The following is a 15,233-nucleotide window of genomic DNA, read 5'->3' on the forward strand; positions in this document are numbered from 1 at the left end:
GTGTGTTGTGTTCAAAATCATCCTCATCTAGGAGAACTGTGATGGCATCGAAGAAGACGGCTGCGGCCACCAAGGCTGTTGCGGCAACACCGGCCGCATCCCCTGCTGCCAAGCCCGCGAAAAAGGCCGCCAAGGCCGCTGCGCCGGCTCCGGCGCCTGCTGCTGCGCCTGTGAAGAAGGCGGCCGTGAAGAAGGCTGCGCCGAAGAAGGCGGCGGCTCCGGTAGCCGCCACTCCGGCTCCTGCACCCGCTCCGGTCGCTGCACCCGCCGCGCCGGCCAAGAAGGCCGCTGCAAAGAAGGTCTCGGCGAAGAAGGCCGCGGTGGCTGCACCCGCTCCGGCGCCAGTCGCCGCTGCACCGGTGGCTGTGGCTGCACCTGCCGCTGCGCCGAAGAAGGCTGCCGCGAAGAAGAAGGCTGCACCGGTCGCTGCAGTGGCGGCTCCCGCCCCCGCCCCCGCCCCTGCGCCGGCACCCGCACCTGCGCCTGCTGCGGCACCGGCACCAGCCAAGACGGCTGCGAAGAAGCCTGCTGCCAAGAAAGCCGCAGCGGTCGCCGCCCCGGCACCCGCACCTGCGCCTGTGGAAGCACCGGCCCCCGCGCCGGTCGCCAAGCCGGCCAAGAAGGCTGCTGCACCGAAGAAGGCGGCCGCTGCCGTCAAGGAAGTCGCTGCTGCCAAGCCTGCCGCGAAGAAGACCGCCAAGAAGGCGGTGCCGGCCTCGGCGTCGTCCTCGACCGCCAAGACCACGCTCAGCCCGCAAGCTGCCTGGCCGTTCCCGACGGGCGAGAAGCCCTGAGGAGCCTGCGCGCCAGCGTCCTGCGCTGACGTGTCATCGAAAGCCCGGTTCGCGCCGGGCTTTTTTCATGGGGCACGCCCGATCATCCGGTCACTGGCAGGTGTAGCTGCTGGCCAGCTTCGCCGAACCCGTGCCGTTCCAGGTGGTCTTCTTCGGGTAGACGCACACGGGATAGCTGACGCTGCCATCGCGGGACGTGATCAGCATGTCCTCGGGCGCCACGCCGCGCTCCACCCAGTCCTGTAGCGCGCTGAACATCTGATCCTGCGCACGGGTCGGGGTCTGGTTGGCGTTGCCGGGCAGCATCGGCATCGGGACCGTGTTGTTCTGGCCGCCGACGGTGTGCGCCCGGCCCTGCGAGCTGTGGGCCATGCCGGGCACCATGTACATGCGCAGGAACTTCTGCACCTCGGCATGGCCGCCCATCCGGGCCTGCACGCGGTCGAGGTAGTGGACGGCGGTGGCCGGTGGAATGGCGTCGTCGGCCAGGCCGTTGTACATCACCACCTTGCGCCCGAGGTCGCGCAGCTTGCGCAGGTCCGGGTTGTCGGTGGCGAGGTGGCTGAAGAGTTCCTGCTGTGCCACGCCCCGGTCCACGGCCTCGGCCAGACCGGCGTAGTTGAGCTGCGTCCAGCGGTTGCGCTCGGGGGTCGAGGTGTTGAGGATCGGCGCGGCGCGGGTCACGCTGGCGTCGGCGGCGTAGCGCACGTCCTGCAGTGCCGTGGCCACGTTGTCGGTGCCGGCCCCGGTGGCCAGGCCGCCGATGCCAGTGCCGCGGGTGAAGGTCCACCAGAGCTGGCCGTCGCCGAGCGCCAACCCGCTGCGGGCGGCGGCGGTCTGGCTCGGGTCGAAGCGACCGTCGCGGGTCGCGCCGTACCAGATCTTGTTGATGGCGTCGGCCTCCGGGCGGCTCAGGCACACGGCCGGATCGGCGCCGCTGCCGGTCACGCCATCCCCCGCGACACCCGCACACAGCGCCGCCGCATCGCGGGCCGGGTTGTAGCTGCAACTGAAGGGGTCGAGCAGGAAGCCCAGCTTCGCCTGGTCGCACTGGGCGACGGCGCGGGCCGCGGCCTCGTTGAGCTTCCTGGCGAAGGCGGCGGCGCGTGGCTTGTCGGTGGCGTTGTAGCCCAGGTCGGTTTTCATGACCACCTGGGCGTACAGGCCGGTGGGGCCGAAGCTGGGGATGCTGAGGGCCGGCTGGGCGATCATGTAGCCGTCGTACAGCTCGGGGTACTCCTGTGCCACCTTCAGGCCCTGGCGCCCGCCCTGCGAATGGCCGTCGTAGTAGGCGAACCGCTGGGCGCGGCCGTAGTAGAGCCGGACCAGCGCCTGGGTCTTGACCGCCTGCTCGACCATCGCGCGCCACGAGAAATCGCGGAAGCCTTCGCGGTTGATCTGGCCGCTGGAGAGGAAGGTGAACGAGCCGTCCTGCGACCAGGGCTGGCCGGCGTCGGTGGTGCCGACGGCGTAGCCCAGGTTGGCGTTGACGAGGGCGGGCACCTTGCTGCCGATCTGGTCGGAGACGCGGTGGCCGCCGCCGACCCAGCCGCCGCCGCCGTAGTTGCGGATGCGGTCGTTCCACTGCACCGGGGCGGGCAGCCACACCTCGATGCCGATGCCTTCCGAGTACGAGCGGGCGGTCTTGTCCTTCTCGGCGGTGAAGCCGGGGCCGACCAGCAGCTTGACCAGGCACAGGTCCACGGCGGTGGTGATCGGCGCGGGGGAGTCGACGGCGATCAGCTTTTCGCCCTTCTTGACCGAGCGCACCGACACCACGGTGGTCTGCGCGTCGGGCTTGAACGCGGTCTTCAGGCTGTCGTCACAGCCAGGGGGCGGCAGCGCCACGGCCGGCAGGTCGGGTCTTGTGGTGCCGCAGGCGGACAACAGCAGCGCCGTCGCCAGGGTCATGCTGATGCTGATGCCCAGGAGCGGGCGGAAGGGGGTGTGGTTCATGGGTTGTCTCCTCGTTCTCAGGTGTCGGTTGTCGGGTGTCGGGTCAGGTGATGCGGTACAGATCCAGCCGCACGAGGTGGGCCTCCCGCGCACCACAGGCCAGCGCCAGCACCTTGTTCAGATGCTGCCACGCCGGGGCCGATGTGCCGAAGCGGACCACGGTGCGGAAGTACATCGCGTCGCGCTCCACCGGCTCGCCACGGGCCAACTGCGCCAGCACCTCGGGCGAGCCGTGGCGCAGCCCCTCGCTGCGCACCTCGATCAGCGCGCCATCGTCGGTGCGGATCACGTAGTGCGCGGCGATCTCGATCACGCCGTCGCTGCGCAGGATCTGCCAATCGACGCCGCCTTCCGCGATCTCGCCGTTCAGCTCCGGCCCGCTGACCCGCCCGCCCCGCAGCGGGACATAGCGCCGCTCGCCGATCGGCAGGGCGCCCAGGCTGATGACGCTGGCGACTTCGCACGCGATGCGCGTCATCGGCACGAGCGGCGGGGGTGGGGGAAAGGCATCGGACATGGCGGGACTCCGGGCGGCATCAGGCCATCCCCTATGGACAGCTCCACCGCAGCCGCGATCATCGCCCGTTCTGGCACCGCCGCTGCGGCGGTGCGCCACCTTCGCCGAGAGTTACCCGCATGAACGCCTCTTCACCCCACCATCCCCGCCGCCGCGTGCTGGCCGCCGTCACCGCCTTGCTGGCGTCGATGCTGCCGCTGTCCGGACACGCCCAGACCGCTTTCCCCGACAAGCCGGTGAAGCTGACCGTCGGTTTCCCCCCGGGCACCGGGCCGGACGTCGTGGCCCGGCTGCTGGCGCAGAAGCTCGGCGAGCTGCTCAAGCAGCAGGTCGTGGTGGACAACAAGGCCGGCGCCGGGGGCCAGATCGCCGCGCAGTCGGTTGCCAAGAGCGCACCGGATGGCTACAACCTGCTGCTCGGCGAGGTCGGCTCCATCGCCATCGCGCCGCCCGCCTTCAGCAAGCTGCCCTACGACCCGGCGCGTGAGCTGGTCGGGTTGAGCGAGGTGGTGCGGGCGGATTTCCTGCTCGTCGTGCCGGCCACGTCGCCACACAAGACCGTGGCCGATCTGGTCAAGGCGAGCAAGGCGCGTGGCGACAAGACCAACATGGGGACATTCGGGGCCGGCACGCCGGGGCACTTTGGCGCCGAGCTGTTCGCGGACGCGGCCGGTTTCAAGATCGAGCCGATCCACTACCGCGCCACGGGCGATGCGGTCACGGCGATCGTGGCGGGTGACGTGTCCGGCGCCTTCGTGTCCACCGCGCTCGGCGCGGCGCAGATCAAGGGCGGCAAGATGCGCGCCCTGGCGACCACCGCCCCGCAACGCTCGGCGCTGCTGCCCGAGGTGCCGACCTTCGCGGAGGCCGGGATGCCGGCGATCGACTTCTCGGCGTGGTTCGCGGTGTTCGCGCCGGCCGGGACACCCGCCGCGGTGCTGGATCAGCTCAACCGCCAGATCGTCGCCGCCGTGCAGGCGCCGGAGACCCGCAGCAAGTTGCAGGAAGCCGGCTTCAGCGTGTCAGGGACTTCGCGCGCCGACACCGAGCGCATGCTCAAGGCCGAGGCCACGCGCTGGGCGGCGGCCGTCAAGGCGACCGGGTTCAAGGGCGACTGACCCCGCCGGTTTCAGAACAGCGCCCGGTACTCCCGCAACACCCGCTCGCTGTCCACGTCCACGCACACCGCCTGGTCGCGCAGGCCGTCCCAGTGCGGCGACGGATCGGGCCGGCCGGGCAGGCGCTGGACGGTCTGGCCGCAGGCGATGCCGTCGGTGACGACGCGCACCGGGCCGTGGCGCAGCGTGAACAGGCCGGGGTCGAGCGCGCAGGCCACCGCGCTGGCGTCGTGGCTGTAGATGCCACCGCCCGTGCGCGGTTCGTAGAAACGCTCGTAGAAGCGCGTGATGTCGCGCAGGTAGCGGCCGTGCGCGCCCCCCTCTCGGCCGATCTCGTCGAGGTAGGCGGTGCTCATGCGGATCTGGTGCGTCACGTCCAGCCCGACGAAGGTGACGGGCCAGTCCGCTGTGGCGACAAGGTCCGCGGCGTGCGGGTCGCCGTGGATGTTGGCCTCGGCGACCGGGGACATGTTGCCGCCGTGGCCGAGGGTGCCGAACGCGCCGCCCATCAGCACCACGCCGCGCACATGGCGTGGCAGCTCCGGGTCGATCTGCAGCGCGTGGGCGATGTTGGTCAGCGGGCCGACCGGCACCAGCACCAGCTCGCCCGAGTGGCGGCGGGCCATCTCGATGATGAACAGTGCGGCGGCGCGGCCGTCGAGCGCGTCGTGTCCGGACGAGGCCGGGGCCGTGCCGGCATCGCCCAGCCCGTCCTGGCCATGCACGAAGTCCGCAAAGCCCTCGGAAGGCTTGACCAGCGCCCGCGCCGCGCCCCGCGCCACCGGCACCCCGCGCAGCCCGAAACGTTCGCGCAGCGCCAGCGCGTTGCGGGTCGTGGTGTCGATCGACGCATTGCCGAACACGGTGGTGATGCCGACCAGCTCGGCGCGCGGGTCGCGGGCGAGCTGGTACAGCGCCATTGCGTCGTCGATGCCGGGGTCGGTGTCGAAAAGGATCTTGGTCATGGGAACGGCTCGGGCTTCAGGATTCAGGAGGCAGGCGCGAAGACCTCGACCTCCGCACGGGTGGGCATGGCGGATTGGGTGCCGAGCCGGGTCACGGCCAGCGCGGCGGCGACCTGGGCGCGGGTCAGTGCGGCGGTGATCTGCAAGCCGTCGGCCAGCCCCGCCGCCAGCGCGCCGACGAAGGTATCGCCCGCGCCGGTCGTGTCCACCGCCGTGACCCGCGGCGCGGGCAGGGCGAGCACACCGTCCGGGCCGATGTGCAGCAGGCCAGCCGCGCCGAGCGTCACCACGACCTGTGACGGGCCGCGCCGGCGCAGGGCGTGCGCGGCGGCTTCGATCTGCACGGGCGTGTCGGTGGGCAGACCGGTGAGCATCGCGGCTTCGATCTCGTTGACGACGAGCCAGTCCACGGCGGCCAGCAGCGCGTCGTCGAGCGGCTGCGCGGGCGCGGCGTTGAGCACCGTGCAGACGCCTGCGCCATGCGCCAACGTCAGCGCGGCGCGCACTGTGTCGAGCGGGCACTCGAGTTGCGCGACGGCGACCTTGGCGTTCCGGAGCACCTCGGCGCTGTCCGTGACGTGTGCCGGCGTGTAGCGGTGGTTGGCGCCAGGGATGACGATGATGCTGTTCTCGCCATCGGGCATCAGCACGATCACGGCAGTGCCGGTGGGCGCCTCGGTGTCCTCGCCGACGCCGGTGGTGTCGATGTCGTCCGTGCGCAGTGCCTGCGCCAGCGCGGCGCCATGCGCATCCCGCCCGACCCGGCCGAGCATGGCCACCGCCGCCCCCATCCGCGCCGCCGCCACCGCCTGGTTGGCGCCCTTGCCGCCGCTGTCGGTGCTGAAGCCGGTGCCGATCAGCGTCTCGCCCGGGACGGGCAGGCGCGGGGTCTGCACCCGCAGGTCCATGTTGAGGCTGCCGATGACGGCGACGGTGGGCGATGCGGGCATGGCGGGGCTTTCCGGGTCAGGCGAAGGGCCAGGGGCCGTAGTGCTGCTCGAACTGCGCGCGGATCTCGGCGCGGCTCGGGCGGTGGTTCTGGCAGCCCAGCACGGCGATCTTCATCGAGCCGAGCACGCTGCCGAGCTGCGCACCCTGCAGCAGCGGCTTGCCTTCCGCCAGCGCCAGCAGCAGGCCGGCGCGGTAGGCGTCGCCGCAGCCGGTCGGGTCTTTCACCTGCGCGGCCGGCACCGGGGCGACGGCGTGGACCTCGCCGCGCTGGTAGACGTTCGAGCCTTCGCCGCCGCGGGTGACGATCAGCGTCTCGACGCGCTCGGCCAGTGCAGCGAGCGTCAGGCCGGTCTTGTCGCAGATCAGCTCGACCTCGTAGTCGTTGCAGACCAGTACCGGCGCCTGGTCGATCATCGCCAGCAGTTGCTCGCCGCTGAACAGCAGGATGTTCTGGCCCGGATCGAGCACGAAGGGAATGCCCGCCTCGGCCATCTCGCGGGTGTGCAGCGTCATAGCGTCCGGCGCATCCGGCCCGACGAGGCCGCAGGTGACCGCGCCGGCCTGCGCCAGAGGGATCTCGGCCGAGCGGCCCATCGCGCCGGGGTGGAAACCGGCGAGCTGGTTGTTCGACAGGTCGGTGACGATGAAGCACTGCGCGGTGTAGGCGTCCGCGGCGGTGACGATGCAGCTCTGGTCCACGCCGGTGCGGGTGTTGTGCTCGCGGTAAGGGCCGAAGTCGTCGCCGACCATGCCCATCGGCACCGCCTCGCCGCCGAGCAGCGCGTAGTTGTAGGCGATGTTGCCGGCGCAGCCGCCGTACTCGCGGCGCATCTTCGGCGACAGGAAGGACAGGTTGATCTTGTGGATCTGGTCCGGGAGGATGTGGTCGGTGAACTGGCCCTCGAACACCATGATGGTGTCGTAGGCGATGGAGGCGGCGATGGCGGCGCGGGTGGTCATGGGCGTGGGCGCAAGGGTTCAGTGGCAGGCGGCGGCGAGAATAACCGAGCCTGCTGCGACCGGCGCCTCGCTCAACGTGACGAGTCGCCGCACTTGCGCAACCGCTTCGTCGGCAGCGGCCTCCGTGGCGGCATGGACGATCGCCAGCGGCTCGCCGGTCTCGCGCCGATCGCCGATCTGGCACACCTCGCTCAATCCAACCCTGGGGTCGATCACGTCTCCGGCCGTGCGCCGCCCGCCCCCGAGCGTCACCACCAGCACCCCCAGTTCGCGCACCGCCATCGACTGCACCCAACCCGCGTGCGGCGCCACCACGACCCGCTGCACCGGCGCCTTGGGCAAGCGGCTGCGGCTGCCGACATCGGCCGGGCCACCTTGTGCGTGGACCATGCGCTCGAACCGTTCCAGCGCCTCGCCGCTGCGCAGGGCGCGATCGACCCGCGTTTCGGCGTCGGCCATGTCGCCGGCCAGTCCGCCCAGCACCAGCAGCTCGGCGCAGAGCGTGCGGGTCAGCGTGTGCAGCCGCGGATCGCGCCGGGTGCCGCGCAGGTAGTCGAGGGCTTCCTGCACCTCCAGCGCGTTGCCGGCGGTGTGGCCGAGCACCTGGTTCATGTCGGTGATGATGGCCCGCGTCGGCAGCCCCGCGCCCTCGGCCACGCGCACCAGGCTCAGCGCGAGTTCGCGGGCGTGTTCAGGTGTCGATGCAAAGGCCCCGTCGCCGGTCTTCACGTCCATCACCAGCGCCTGCAGCCCGGCGGCGAGCTTCTTGGACAGGATGCTGGCGGTGATCAGCGCGGTGGATTCGACGGTGGCGGTCACGTCGCGGATCGCGTAGAGCCGCCGGTCGGCGGGCGCGACGGTGGGCGAGGCGCCGACGATGGCGCAGCCGGCCGAGCGCAGCGTGGCGACGAGTTCGTCCCGCGTGAGTTGTGTGCGGTAGCCGGGCAGGCTCTCCAGCTTGTCCAGCGTGCCGCCCGTGTGCCCGAGGCCGCGCCCCGACACCATCGGCACCCAGCCGCCGCAGGCCGCCACGATCGGCGCCAGCATCAGGCTCACCTTGTCGCCGACGCCGCCGGTCGAGTGCTTGTCGAGGATCGGCGGGTGGTCGCCGAGATCGTCCCAGCGCAGGACTTCGCCGCTGCGCGTCATCGCCTGGGTCAGCGCGACGGTTTCAGCGGCGTCCATGCCGCGCAGCACGACGGCCATCGCCAGCGCGGACGCCTGCGCATCGCTCCAGCCGCCGGTGACGAGGCCGTCCACGAAGGCGTCGATCTGCGCGGCGGTCAGCGGGTGGCCGTCGCGCTTGGTGCGGATGATTTCCTGGGGGAGCATGGGCAGAGTCAGTAGGTGCTGCCGGTCGGTGCGTTGCTGTTGCCGGACAGGATCGCCTCGATGTCCGCATACAGGCTGCTCGCCCCGATGCGGAACCGCTGCGGGTTCAGCGCCCCGGTGCCGAGGTGCTGCGCCACCAGCGCCAGATACGGCTGCACGTCCGCCACCGTGCGCAGCCCGCCGGACGGCTTCAGCCCGACACGCTCGCGTGCCTGCGCATCGCTGGCGATGGCGGCCAGCATCGCCTCGGCGGCGCTCAGGCTGGCGTGGCGCGTGGTCTTGCCGGTGCTGGTCTTGAGGAAGTCGGCGCCTTCGGCCAGCGCGATCCGGCTGGCGCGGGTGATCAGCGCCGTGTCGCCGGTGGCACCGAGTTCGCCCGATTCGAGGATCACCTTCAGCGTCAGCCCCTCGCACGCCCGGCGCACGGCCCGCAGCACCGCCGCTGCCGCAGCGTCATCCCCTGACTGAAGCGCCCGCCACGGCAGCACCACGTCCACCTCCTGCGCGCCCGCCTGCACGATCTCGCCAGCATCCCGCACGGCGCGTTCCACGTCCGTGCCGCCCTCCGGAAAGTTGGCGACCGCCGCTACGCCGATATGCGCCGGCAAATGCGCCCGCGCAAACGCCGCCAGCCGTGGCCAGACGCACACGGCGGCGACCGGCCCGATCGATGCCTGCGCCCGCTCGCACAGGCGGGCGATGTCGGCCTCGGTGTCGGCGTCGTTGAGGCTGGTGAGGTCGAGACAGGCCAGCGACAGGCGGGCGGCTTCGGTGGGCGTCATGGCGGTCATCAAGGTCAAGGCAGCGGCAAGGTGGAAAGGATGGCGGCCAGCAGATCGCCCGCCGTGTCGCCAGCGGCCTGCGCCTGGGCCAGCGTGTGGGCGTGGCTGAGCTGTTCGTTCGACAGCCCGGCGGCCATGTTCGTCAGCAGCGACAGCGCCAGCACGCGCATCCCGGCGTGGCGGGCGATGATCGTCTCGGGCACCGTGCTCATGCCGACCGCGTCGGCGCCGAAGCCTTGCATCATGCGGATCTCGGCCGGCGTCTCGAACTGCGGCCCGAGGAACCAGGCGAACACGCCTTCGTGCAGCGGCGTGCCGAGTGATTGCGCGACGGTCTGGGCGTGCCGACGCAGCGCGGGGTCGTAGGCGTCAACCATGCTGACGAAACGTTCCGACCCCGGCTCGCCGACCAGCGGCGAACGCTGCGACAGGTTCAGGTGGTCGCTGATCGCCATCAGGCTGCCCGGCGGCATCGCGGGGCGCAGGCTGCCGGCCGCGTTGGTCTGCACCAGCACCTCGCAGCCCAGCGCCCGCAGCGTGCGCAGCGGGGTTTTCATGCCATCCGCCTCGCCTGTCTCGTAGACATGCTTGCGCCCGCTCATCACCGCGAGCCGGTGCGCGCCGAGCCGGCCGAGCCACAGTGCGCCGTCGTGGCCGGCCACCGTCGAGACGGGGAAGCCGGGCAGCTCGGCATAGGGGATGCGCTCGGCGTCCTGCAGCCGCGCCGTCAACCCGCCCCAGCCGGAGCCGAGCACGACGGCGATGCGGGGCGGCTGGTCGGCGCAGCGGGCGCGGAGTCGGTCGAGGGCTGTGTCGGTCATGTCAGGTGGTCCGGGCCGAAGCTGTGCGGCAGCAATTCGTCCATCGTGAACAGGGCGCGGGAATGCAGTGGATCGGCGATGAGGATGGGCGTGTCGGGTGCGGCGAACTCGCGCAGCTTCTGTCGGCAGCCGCCGCAGGGCGTGACCAGCGCACTGCCTGCGTCGCCCAGCACCACCACAGCCTGCAGCCTCCGCCCGCCCGCCAGCACCATGGCTGACAGTGCCCCGGCTTCAGCGCAGACGCCCTGTGGATAAGCAGCGTTCTCGACATTGCAGCCGGCGTGCAGCCGGCCGTGTTCGTCGAGCACGGCCGCGCCGACCAAGAAGCGTGAGTAGGGGGCGTGTGCCTGCAGGCGTGCGGCACGGGCGGCGTCGATCAAGGCGTTCCAGACAGCTTTATCCACCATGTCACCGCTCCTTCAGATACGCCCGACCCAGCGCCTGCGGCGCCACCGACTTGCCGATGAACCCCGCCAGCAGCACGACAGTCAGCAGATACGGCAGCGCCTGCACCGTCTGCACCGGCACCTCGCCGACCATCGGCAGGCTCACCCCCTGCAAGCGGATCGCGATCGCGTCCAGCGCCCCGAACAGCAGGCAGGCCCACAGCGCCCGCACTGGGTGCCACTGCCCGAAGATCATCGCGGCCAGCGCCATGAAGCCACGCCCTGCCGTCATGTTCGGCACGAACGAGGCGTTCTGCGCCAGCACGAGGTAGGCGCCGGCCAGCCCGCAGAGCATCCCGTTCAGCGTCAGCGCCGCGTAGCGCAGCCGCGTCACCGACACGCCGGCCGCGTCCACCATCGCCGGGTTTTCGCCGACCGCCCGCAGGCGCAGGCCGAAGCGCGTGCGGTACACCAGCCACCAGACAGCAGGTACCAGCAGCAGCGCCAGGTACACCAGCGCGTTGTGGCCGAACAGCGGCGAGTCCGCCATCGACGGGAACACCGCCCGGATGCGCACGGCGTCGCTGACGGGCGGCGTCTGGCCCCCTTGCTTGAACCACGCGATGCCGAGCACGGCCGTCAGCCCCGCCGCGATGATGTTGATCGCCACGCCCGAGACCACCTGATCGCCCTGGTGGCTGACACACGCCACGCCATGCAGCCACGACAGCACGACCGCCACCCCCATCGCCGCCAGCAGCGCCACCGCCGTCGAACCGCTCCACACGCCGATCGTGCCAGCGGCGAAGGCGGCGAAGAGCATCTTGCCCTCCAGTCCGATGTCGATCACCCCGGCCCGTTCGGACAACAGCCCCGCCAGCGCGCACAGGATGAGCGGCGCCGCGACCCGCAAGGTGGACGCGACCAGCGCCCCGATCAGCGCCTCATCCATGGGCGGCTCCCTGCTGCACCTTCATCCGACTGAACAGCAGTCGCGCCACCCTCGGCGCGATCACATACGCCATCGCGCCCGAGAACAGCACGATGAAGCCCTGCAGCGTCACCACCATCTCGCGGCTGAAGCCCGACACCTCGAACGCCACCTCGGCCCCGCCCTGGAACAGCGCGCCGAACAGCAGGCTCGCCAGCAGGATGCCGACCGGGTGGTTGCGCCCCATCAGCGCGACGGCGATGCCGGTGAAGCCCGCGCCGCCGACGAAGTCGAGCTGCAGCCGCCCGGCCACGCCCGCGATCTCGTTCATGCCGACCAGCCCGGCCAGCGCGCCCGACAGGCCCATCGCGACCAGCACCTGGTGCTTCGGCTCGATCCCGGCATACGCGGCAGCGCTTTCGCTGGAGCCGACCGCCCGCAGCCGGTACCCCGCCCGGCTGCGCCACAGGAACAGGTACACCGCCCCCGCCGCCAGCAGCGCCAGCACCACGCTCAGGTTCAGCGGCGACGACGGCCACTCGATGCCCAGCGCGCCCAGCAGTTCGTGCATGGCTGGCAGCTTGGCCGACGCGGCAAACGACTTGCTTTCCACCGACATCGACCCCGGCGGCTTGAGCTTGTTCACCAGCAGGTAGACCAGCAGGCTGCTGGCGAGGAAGTTGAACATGATGGTGGTGATGACGACGTGACTGCCCCGGTACGCCTGCAGGTACGCCGGCACCGCCGCCCACACCATCCCGAACAGCGCCCCGCCCACCAGCATCAGCGGCAGCACCGCCACCGCCGGCAGGTGCGGCCCGAGCCACAGCGCCACCAGCCCGGTGCCCAGCCCGCCGAGGATGGCCTGCCCCTCGCCGCCGATGTTGAACAGCCCGCCGTGGAAGGCGACCGCCACCGCCAGCCCGGTGAAGGTGAAGGTCGTCGCGTAGTACAGCGTGTAGCTCAGTCCGCGCGGCGTGCCGAACGCGCCGCGGATCAGCACCGACAGCACCTCCCACGGACTCTGCCCGACCAGCGCCACCACCACGCCCGCCGCGATCAGGGCGACCAGCAGGTTGATCGCCGGCATCAGTGCGACATCCGCCCAGCGCGGCAACGGCGCGTTCGCACTTCGACCCGCGCTCATGCCGCAGCCCCTTCCGTTGCGCCTTCGACCATCAGCATCCCCAGCCGCGCCTCGGTGCAGTCGGCGATCGGCAGCTCGCCGGTCACCCGCCCCTGGTTCATCACGAGCACCCGATCCGCCAGCGCCAGGATCTCGTCCAGCTCGCTCGACACCACCAGCACCGCGCAGCCCGCGTCCCGCATCGCCCGCAGCCGGCCGTGGATGAACTCGATCGCGCCGATGTCCACGCCGCGGGTCGGCTGGCCGACCAGCAGGATCTTCGGTGCCTGGCCGAGTTCGCGGGCCAGCACGAGCTTCTGCTGGTTGCCGCCCGAGAACTTGCCGCTGACCAGTTGCGGATCCCGCGGACGCACGTCGAACTTGTCCATCATCTGCGCGGTGGCGAGCTTCATCGCGGCGCGGCGCATCCAGCCGCCCTGGCTGTAGCCGGGCAAACCTTCATAACCAAGCACGGCGGATTCCCATGCCTCGAAGCCCATCACCATCGCGCGGGCGTAGCGGTCCTCGGGCACATGGGCGATGCCGAGGCGGCGGGCGGTGCGCGGGTCGAGCCAGCGCGACGGCGTGAACTGCCGCTCGCCGACCTGGAGCGTCCCACCCGCCGACGCCCGCAGCCCGGACAGCAGCTCCAGCACCTCGCTCTGCCCATTGCCCGACACACCCGCCACGCCGACGATCTCGCCCGCGTGCAGGTCCAGCGAAAACTCCCGCAGCCGCACCACGCCCTGCTTGTCGCGCAGCCCCAGCCCACGCGCCTGCACCAGCACCGCGCCGCGCTGGAGGGCGTGGTCCGCCTGCCGCCCCATCGCCACCTTGCGCCCGACCATCGCCTCGGCCAGCGACTCCACGCTCGCGTCGGCGATCTCGCTCTCATGCACCACCTGCCCGGCGCGCATCACGGTGACGCGGTCGCACAGCCGCATCACCTCCTTGAGCTTGTGCGTGATCAGGATGATCGTCGTGTCCGCTTCGCGCAGCCGGGCGAGCACCTCGAACAGTTGCAGCGTCTCCTGCGGCGTCAGCACAGCAGTCGGCTCGTCGAGGATCAGCACGCGGGCGCCCCGGTACAGCGCCTTCAGGATCTCCAGCCGCTGCTGGTCGCCCACCGGCAGGTCGCCCACCAAGGCGTCGAGGTCCACGTTCAGGCCTGTGTGCTGCATCAGCCCGCGCAGCCGCTCGCGCACCTGGCCTTCCGCCTTGTGCAGCAGCGCGTGCGGCTCGGCGCCGAGCATCACGTTGTCCAGCGCACTGAGCGTGTCCACGAGCATGAAGTGCTGGTGGACCATGCCGATGCCGCGGGCGATGGCGTCCTGGGCGTTGCGGATCGTCGCGGGCTGGCCGAAGACCTCGATGCTGCCCGCGTCGGCGGTGTAGAAGCCGTAGAGGATCGACATCAGCGTGCTCTTGCCGGCGCCGTTCTCGCCGACGAGGCCGTGGACCGAGCCGGTCTGCACCACCAGGTCCACGTTCTGGTTGGCGGCGACGGCGCCGAAGCGCTTGCCGATGCCGGTCATGCGTACGGCGATGGCGGGGTAGGGCGTCATGCGGGTACGGGTCCGGTCGATTCGCGCAGGATCAGCGCGGGAGTCACCACGAGTTCGCGCGCCGGTCCGTGGTGGTGCGTGGCGGCGCGGCGGATGCGCTCGATCAGCACCGCGGCGGCGCGGGCACCGATGGCGCGGATGTCCTCGCCGACGCTCGTCAGGCCCGGGTGGACGAAGCCACCCAGCTCGATGCCGTCGAAGCCGATCACCGAGAGCTGCCCCGGCACGGCGACACCGCGCTCGGCCGCAGCGCGCAGCGCGCCGATGCCGAGCAGGTCGTTGCCGGCGCAGATCGCGGTGATCTCGGGGTGGTCGGCGAGCAGGCCGAGCGTGGCGGCGTGGCCCTGTGCCGGGCTGTACGGGCCTGCGACCAGCCAGCCGGGCGCGGGGGTGATGCCCGCCGCAGCCAGCGCCTCGCGCCAGCCGGCCACGCGGGCGCGGCTGACCTCGAAGGCCAGCGGTCCGGCCAGACAGGCGATGCGGCGGTGGCCTAGGCCGAGCAGGTGCTCGGTCGCCAGCCGGGCGCCGCCGGTGTTGTCCAGGCGGACGAGGTCGGCGTCCAGCCCGGCGACGGCGCGCTCCACCACCACGGTGGGCACCGGGGTCTGCTTCAGCGCGTCCGCCACCGTGGAGGCTTCGGCGGCCGAGTTCGCCAGCAGCAGCCCGTCCACGCGCCGCGCCAGCAGGCTCTGCACATAGCCGAGCTGCCGCGCGGGTTCGTCGTCGCAGTTGCACAGGAACACCGAGTAGCCCTGGCCGCGCGCCGCGTCCTCCACGCCGCGCGTCAGCTCGGCGAAGAAGGGATTGGTGATGTTGGGCACCAGCACGCCCAGCACATGCGTCTCGCTGGTCTTGAGCGCTCGTGCCAGTGCGCTGGGCACATACCCCATCTCGGACACCGCCCGCTCGACCCGCTGGCGCGAGGTCTCGCTCACCCGGCGGGTGCCGTTGAGCACATGCGAGACGGTCGTGAACGACACGCCCGCCCGGGCCGCGACATCCTTGATGGTGGGACTCGGGCTCACTGAC

The 15,233-nt window shown here is 71.4% G+C and carries 15 protein-coding genes; 2 read left to right on the forward strand and 13 right to left on the reverse strand.

Features of this window, described 5'->3' with window-relative positions; translation table 11 throughout:
- The first annotated feature begins 41 nt into the window (after positions 1 to 41).
- Positions 42 to 794 carry a histone H1 gene (locus RMP06_RS10630; protein ID WP_310461751.1) on the forward strand — a complete coding sequence of 251 codons (753 nt, stop codon included), beginning with the start codon at positions 42 to 44 and terminating at the stop codon, positions 792 to 794.
- A 90-nt stretch (positions 795 to 884) separates the two neighbouring features.
- Here the strand turns inward: RMP06_RS10630 and RMP06_RS10635 are convergent, their stop codons facing one another.
- Together RMP06_RS10635 and RMP06_RS10640 are read right to left on the reverse strand one after the other, a co-directional pair.
- Positions 885 to 2,750: a tannase/feruloyl esterase family alpha/beta hydrolase gene (locus RMP06_RS10635; protein WP_310461752.1), complete on the reverse strand. Its 1,866-nt coding sequence runs from the start codon at positions 2,748 to 2,750 to the stop codon at positions 885 to 887.
- A 43-nt stretch (positions 2,751 to 2,793) separates the two neighbouring features.
- A complete protein-coding gene (locus RMP06_RS10640) occupies positions 2,794 to 3,267 on the reverse strand; it encodes a DUF3237 domain-containing protein (RefSeq protein WP_310461753.1) in 474 nt (157 codons plus the stop codon).
- Positions 3,268 to 3,386: 119 nt separating this feature from the next.
- Between RMP06_RS10640 and RMP06_RS10645 the strand changes: the two genes are divergently transcribed.
- The gene (locus RMP06_RS10645; RefSeq protein ID WP_310461754.1) at positions 3,387 to 4,385 is read left to right on the forward strand and encodes a Bug family tripartite tricarboxylate transporter substrate binding protein; all 999 of its coding nucleotides are present in this window, start codon (positions 3,387 to 3,389) and stop codon (positions 4,383 to 4,385) included.
- Positions 4,386 to 4,396: 11 nt separating this feature from the next.
- Here RMP06_RS10645 and RMP06_RS10650 read toward each other — a convergent pair whose 3' ends face one another.
- The 11 genes from RMP06_RS10650 to RMP06_RS10700 are packed head-to-tail and all read right to left on the reverse strand — an operon-like array spanning position 4,397 to position 15,229.
- On the reverse strand, positions 4,397 to 5,350 hold the full coding sequence (locus tag RMP06_RS10650) for a nucleoside hydrolase (protein WP_310461755.1): 954 nt from the start codon (positions 5,348 to 5,350) through the stop codon (positions 4,397 to 4,399).
- Positions 5,351 to 5,373: 23 nt separating this feature from the next.
- Complete coding sequence (gene rbsK / locus RMP06_RS10655) at positions 5,374 to 6,300, reverse strand: ribokinase (RefSeq protein ID WP_310461756.1); 927 nt, start codon at positions 6,298 to 6,300, stop codon at positions 5,374 to 5,376.
- Positions 6,301 to 6,316: 16 nt separating this feature from the next.
- On the reverse strand, positions 6,317 to 7,261 hold the full coding sequence (locus tag RMP06_RS10660) for a carbohydrate kinase family protein (protein ID WP_310461757.1): 945 nt from the start codon (positions 7,259 to 7,261) through the stop codon (positions 6,317 to 6,319).
- A gap of 18 nt (positions 7,262 to 7,279) precedes the next feature.
- Entirely contained in the window at positions 7,280 to 8,593 is a 1,314-nt protein-coding gene (locus RMP06_RS10665; RefSeq protein ID WP_310461758.1) for a thymidine phosphorylase, read from the reverse strand.
- An 8-nt stretch (positions 8,594 to 8,601) separates the two neighbouring features.
- Positions 8,602 to 9,375 (reverse strand): deoxyribose-phosphate aldolase, encoded by a 774-nt coding sequence (gene deoC, locus RMP06_RS10670; protein ID WP_310461759.1) that lies wholly within the window; start codon positions 9,373 to 9,375, stop codon positions 8,602 to 8,604.
- Between the two features lie 14 nt (positions 9,376 to 9,389).
- On the reverse strand, positions 9,390 to 10,196 hold the full coding sequence (locus RMP06_RS10675; protein ID WP_310461760.1) for a purine-nucleoside phosphorylase: 807 nt from the start codon (positions 10,194 to 10,196) through the stop codon (positions 9,390 to 9,392).
- The gene (locus RMP06_RS10680) at positions 10,193 to 10,603 is read right to left on the reverse strand and encodes a cytidine deaminase (RefSeq protein ID WP_310461761.1); all 411 of its coding nucleotides are present in this window, start codon (positions 10,601 to 10,603) and stop codon (positions 10,193 to 10,195) included. The genes RMP06_RS10675 and RMP06_RS10680 overlap by 4 nt, the downstream gene beginning before the upstream one ends.
- Before the next feature lies 1 nt (position 10,604).
- Positions 10,605 to 11,534, reverse strand: coding sequence for an ABC transporter permease (locus RMP06_RS10685; RefSeq protein ID WP_310461762.1), 930 nt, complete (start codon positions 11,532 to 11,534; stop codon positions 10,605 to 10,607).
- Entirely contained in the window at positions 11,527 to 12,660 is a 1,134-nt protein-coding gene (locus tag RMP06_RS10690; protein WP_310461763.1) for an ABC transporter permease, read from the reverse strand. The genes RMP06_RS10685 and RMP06_RS10690 overlap by 8 nt, the downstream gene beginning before the upstream one ends.
- Positions 12,657 to 14,204: an ABC transporter ATP-binding protein gene (locus RMP06_RS10695; RefSeq protein ID WP_310461764.1), complete on the reverse strand. Its 1,548-nt coding sequence runs from the start codon at positions 14,202 to 14,204 to the stop codon at positions 12,657 to 12,659. The genes RMP06_RS10690 and RMP06_RS10695 overlap by 4 nt, the downstream gene beginning before the upstream one ends.
- Complete coding sequence (locus RMP06_RS10700) at positions 14,201 to 15,229, reverse strand: LacI family DNA-binding transcriptional regulator (RefSeq protein ID WP_310461765.1); 1,029 nt, start codon at positions 15,227 to 15,229, stop codon at positions 14,201 to 14,203. Before RMP06_RS10700 ends, RMP06_RS10695 begins: the two co-directional genes overlap by 4 nt.
- Between the last annotated feature and the right edge of the window lie 4 nt (positions 15,230 to 15,233).

Source organism: Sphaerotilus sp., from assembly GCF_031429695.1.
GTDB lineage: Bacteria > Pseudomonadota > Gammaproteobacteria > Burkholderiales > Burkholderiaceae_C > Sphaerotilus.

What these genes read in the sequence shown, in the direction of transcription:
- rbsK (WP_310461756.1), bottom strand. Translation starts at nt 6,300, where the DNA reads ATGCCCGCATCGCCCACCGTCGCCGTCATCGGCAGCCTCAACATGGAC.
- RMP06_RS10645 (WP_310461754.1), top strand. Translation starts at nt 3,387, where the DNA reads ATGAACGCCTCTTCACCCCACCATCCCCGCCGCCGCGTGCTGGCCGCC.
- RMP06_RS10695 (WP_310461764.1), bottom strand. Translation starts at nt 14,204, where the DNA reads ATGACGCCCTACCCCGCCATCGCCGTACGCATGACCGGCATCGGCAAG.
- RMP06_RS10690 (WP_310461763.1), bottom strand. Translation starts at nt 12,660, where the DNA reads ATGAGCGCGGGTCGAAGTGCGAACGCGCCGTTGCCGCGCTGGGCGGAT.
- RMP06_RS10640 (WP_310461753.1), bottom strand. Translation starts at nt 3,267, where the DNA reads ATGTCCGATGCCTTTCCCCCACCCCCGCCGCTCGTGCCGATGACGCGC.
- RMP06_RS10660 (WP_310461757.1), bottom strand. Translation starts at nt 7,261, where the DNA reads ATGACCACCCGCGCCGCCATCGCCGCCTCCATCGCCTACGACACCATC.
- RMP06_RS10630 (WP_310461751.1), top strand. Translation starts at nt 42, where the DNA reads ATGGCATCGAAGAAGACGGCTGCGGCCACCAAGGCTGTTGCGGCAACA.
- RMP06_RS10650 (WP_310461755.1), bottom strand. Translation starts at nt 5,350, where the DNA reads ATGACCAAGATCCTTTTCGACACCGACCCCGGCATCGACGACGCAATG.
- RMP06_RS10635 (WP_310461752.1), bottom strand. Translation starts at nt 2,750, where the DNA reads ATGAACCACACCCCCTTCCGCCCGCTCCTGGGCATCAGCATCAGCATG.
- deoC (WP_310461759.1), bottom strand. Translation starts at nt 9,375, where the DNA reads ATGACGCCCACCGAAGCCGCCCGCCTGTCGCTGGCCTGTCTCGACCTC.
- RMP06_RS10665 (WP_310461758.1), bottom strand. Translation starts at nt 8,593, where the DNA reads ATGCTCCCCCAGGAAATCATCCGCACCAAGCGCGACGGCCACCCGCTG.
- RMP06_RS10675 (WP_310461760.1), bottom strand. Translation starts at nt 10,196, where the DNA reads ATGACCGACACAGCCCTCGACCGACTCCGCGCCCGCTGCGCCGACCAG.
- RMP06_RS10680 (WP_310461761.1), bottom strand. Translation starts at nt 10,603, where the DNA reads ATGGTGGATAAAGCTGTCTGGAACGCCTTGATCGACGCCGCCCGTGCC.
- RMP06_RS10685 (WP_310461762.1), bottom strand. Translation starts at nt 11,534, where the DNA reads ATGGATGAGGCGCTGATCGGGGCGCTGGTCGCGTCCACCTTGCGGGTC.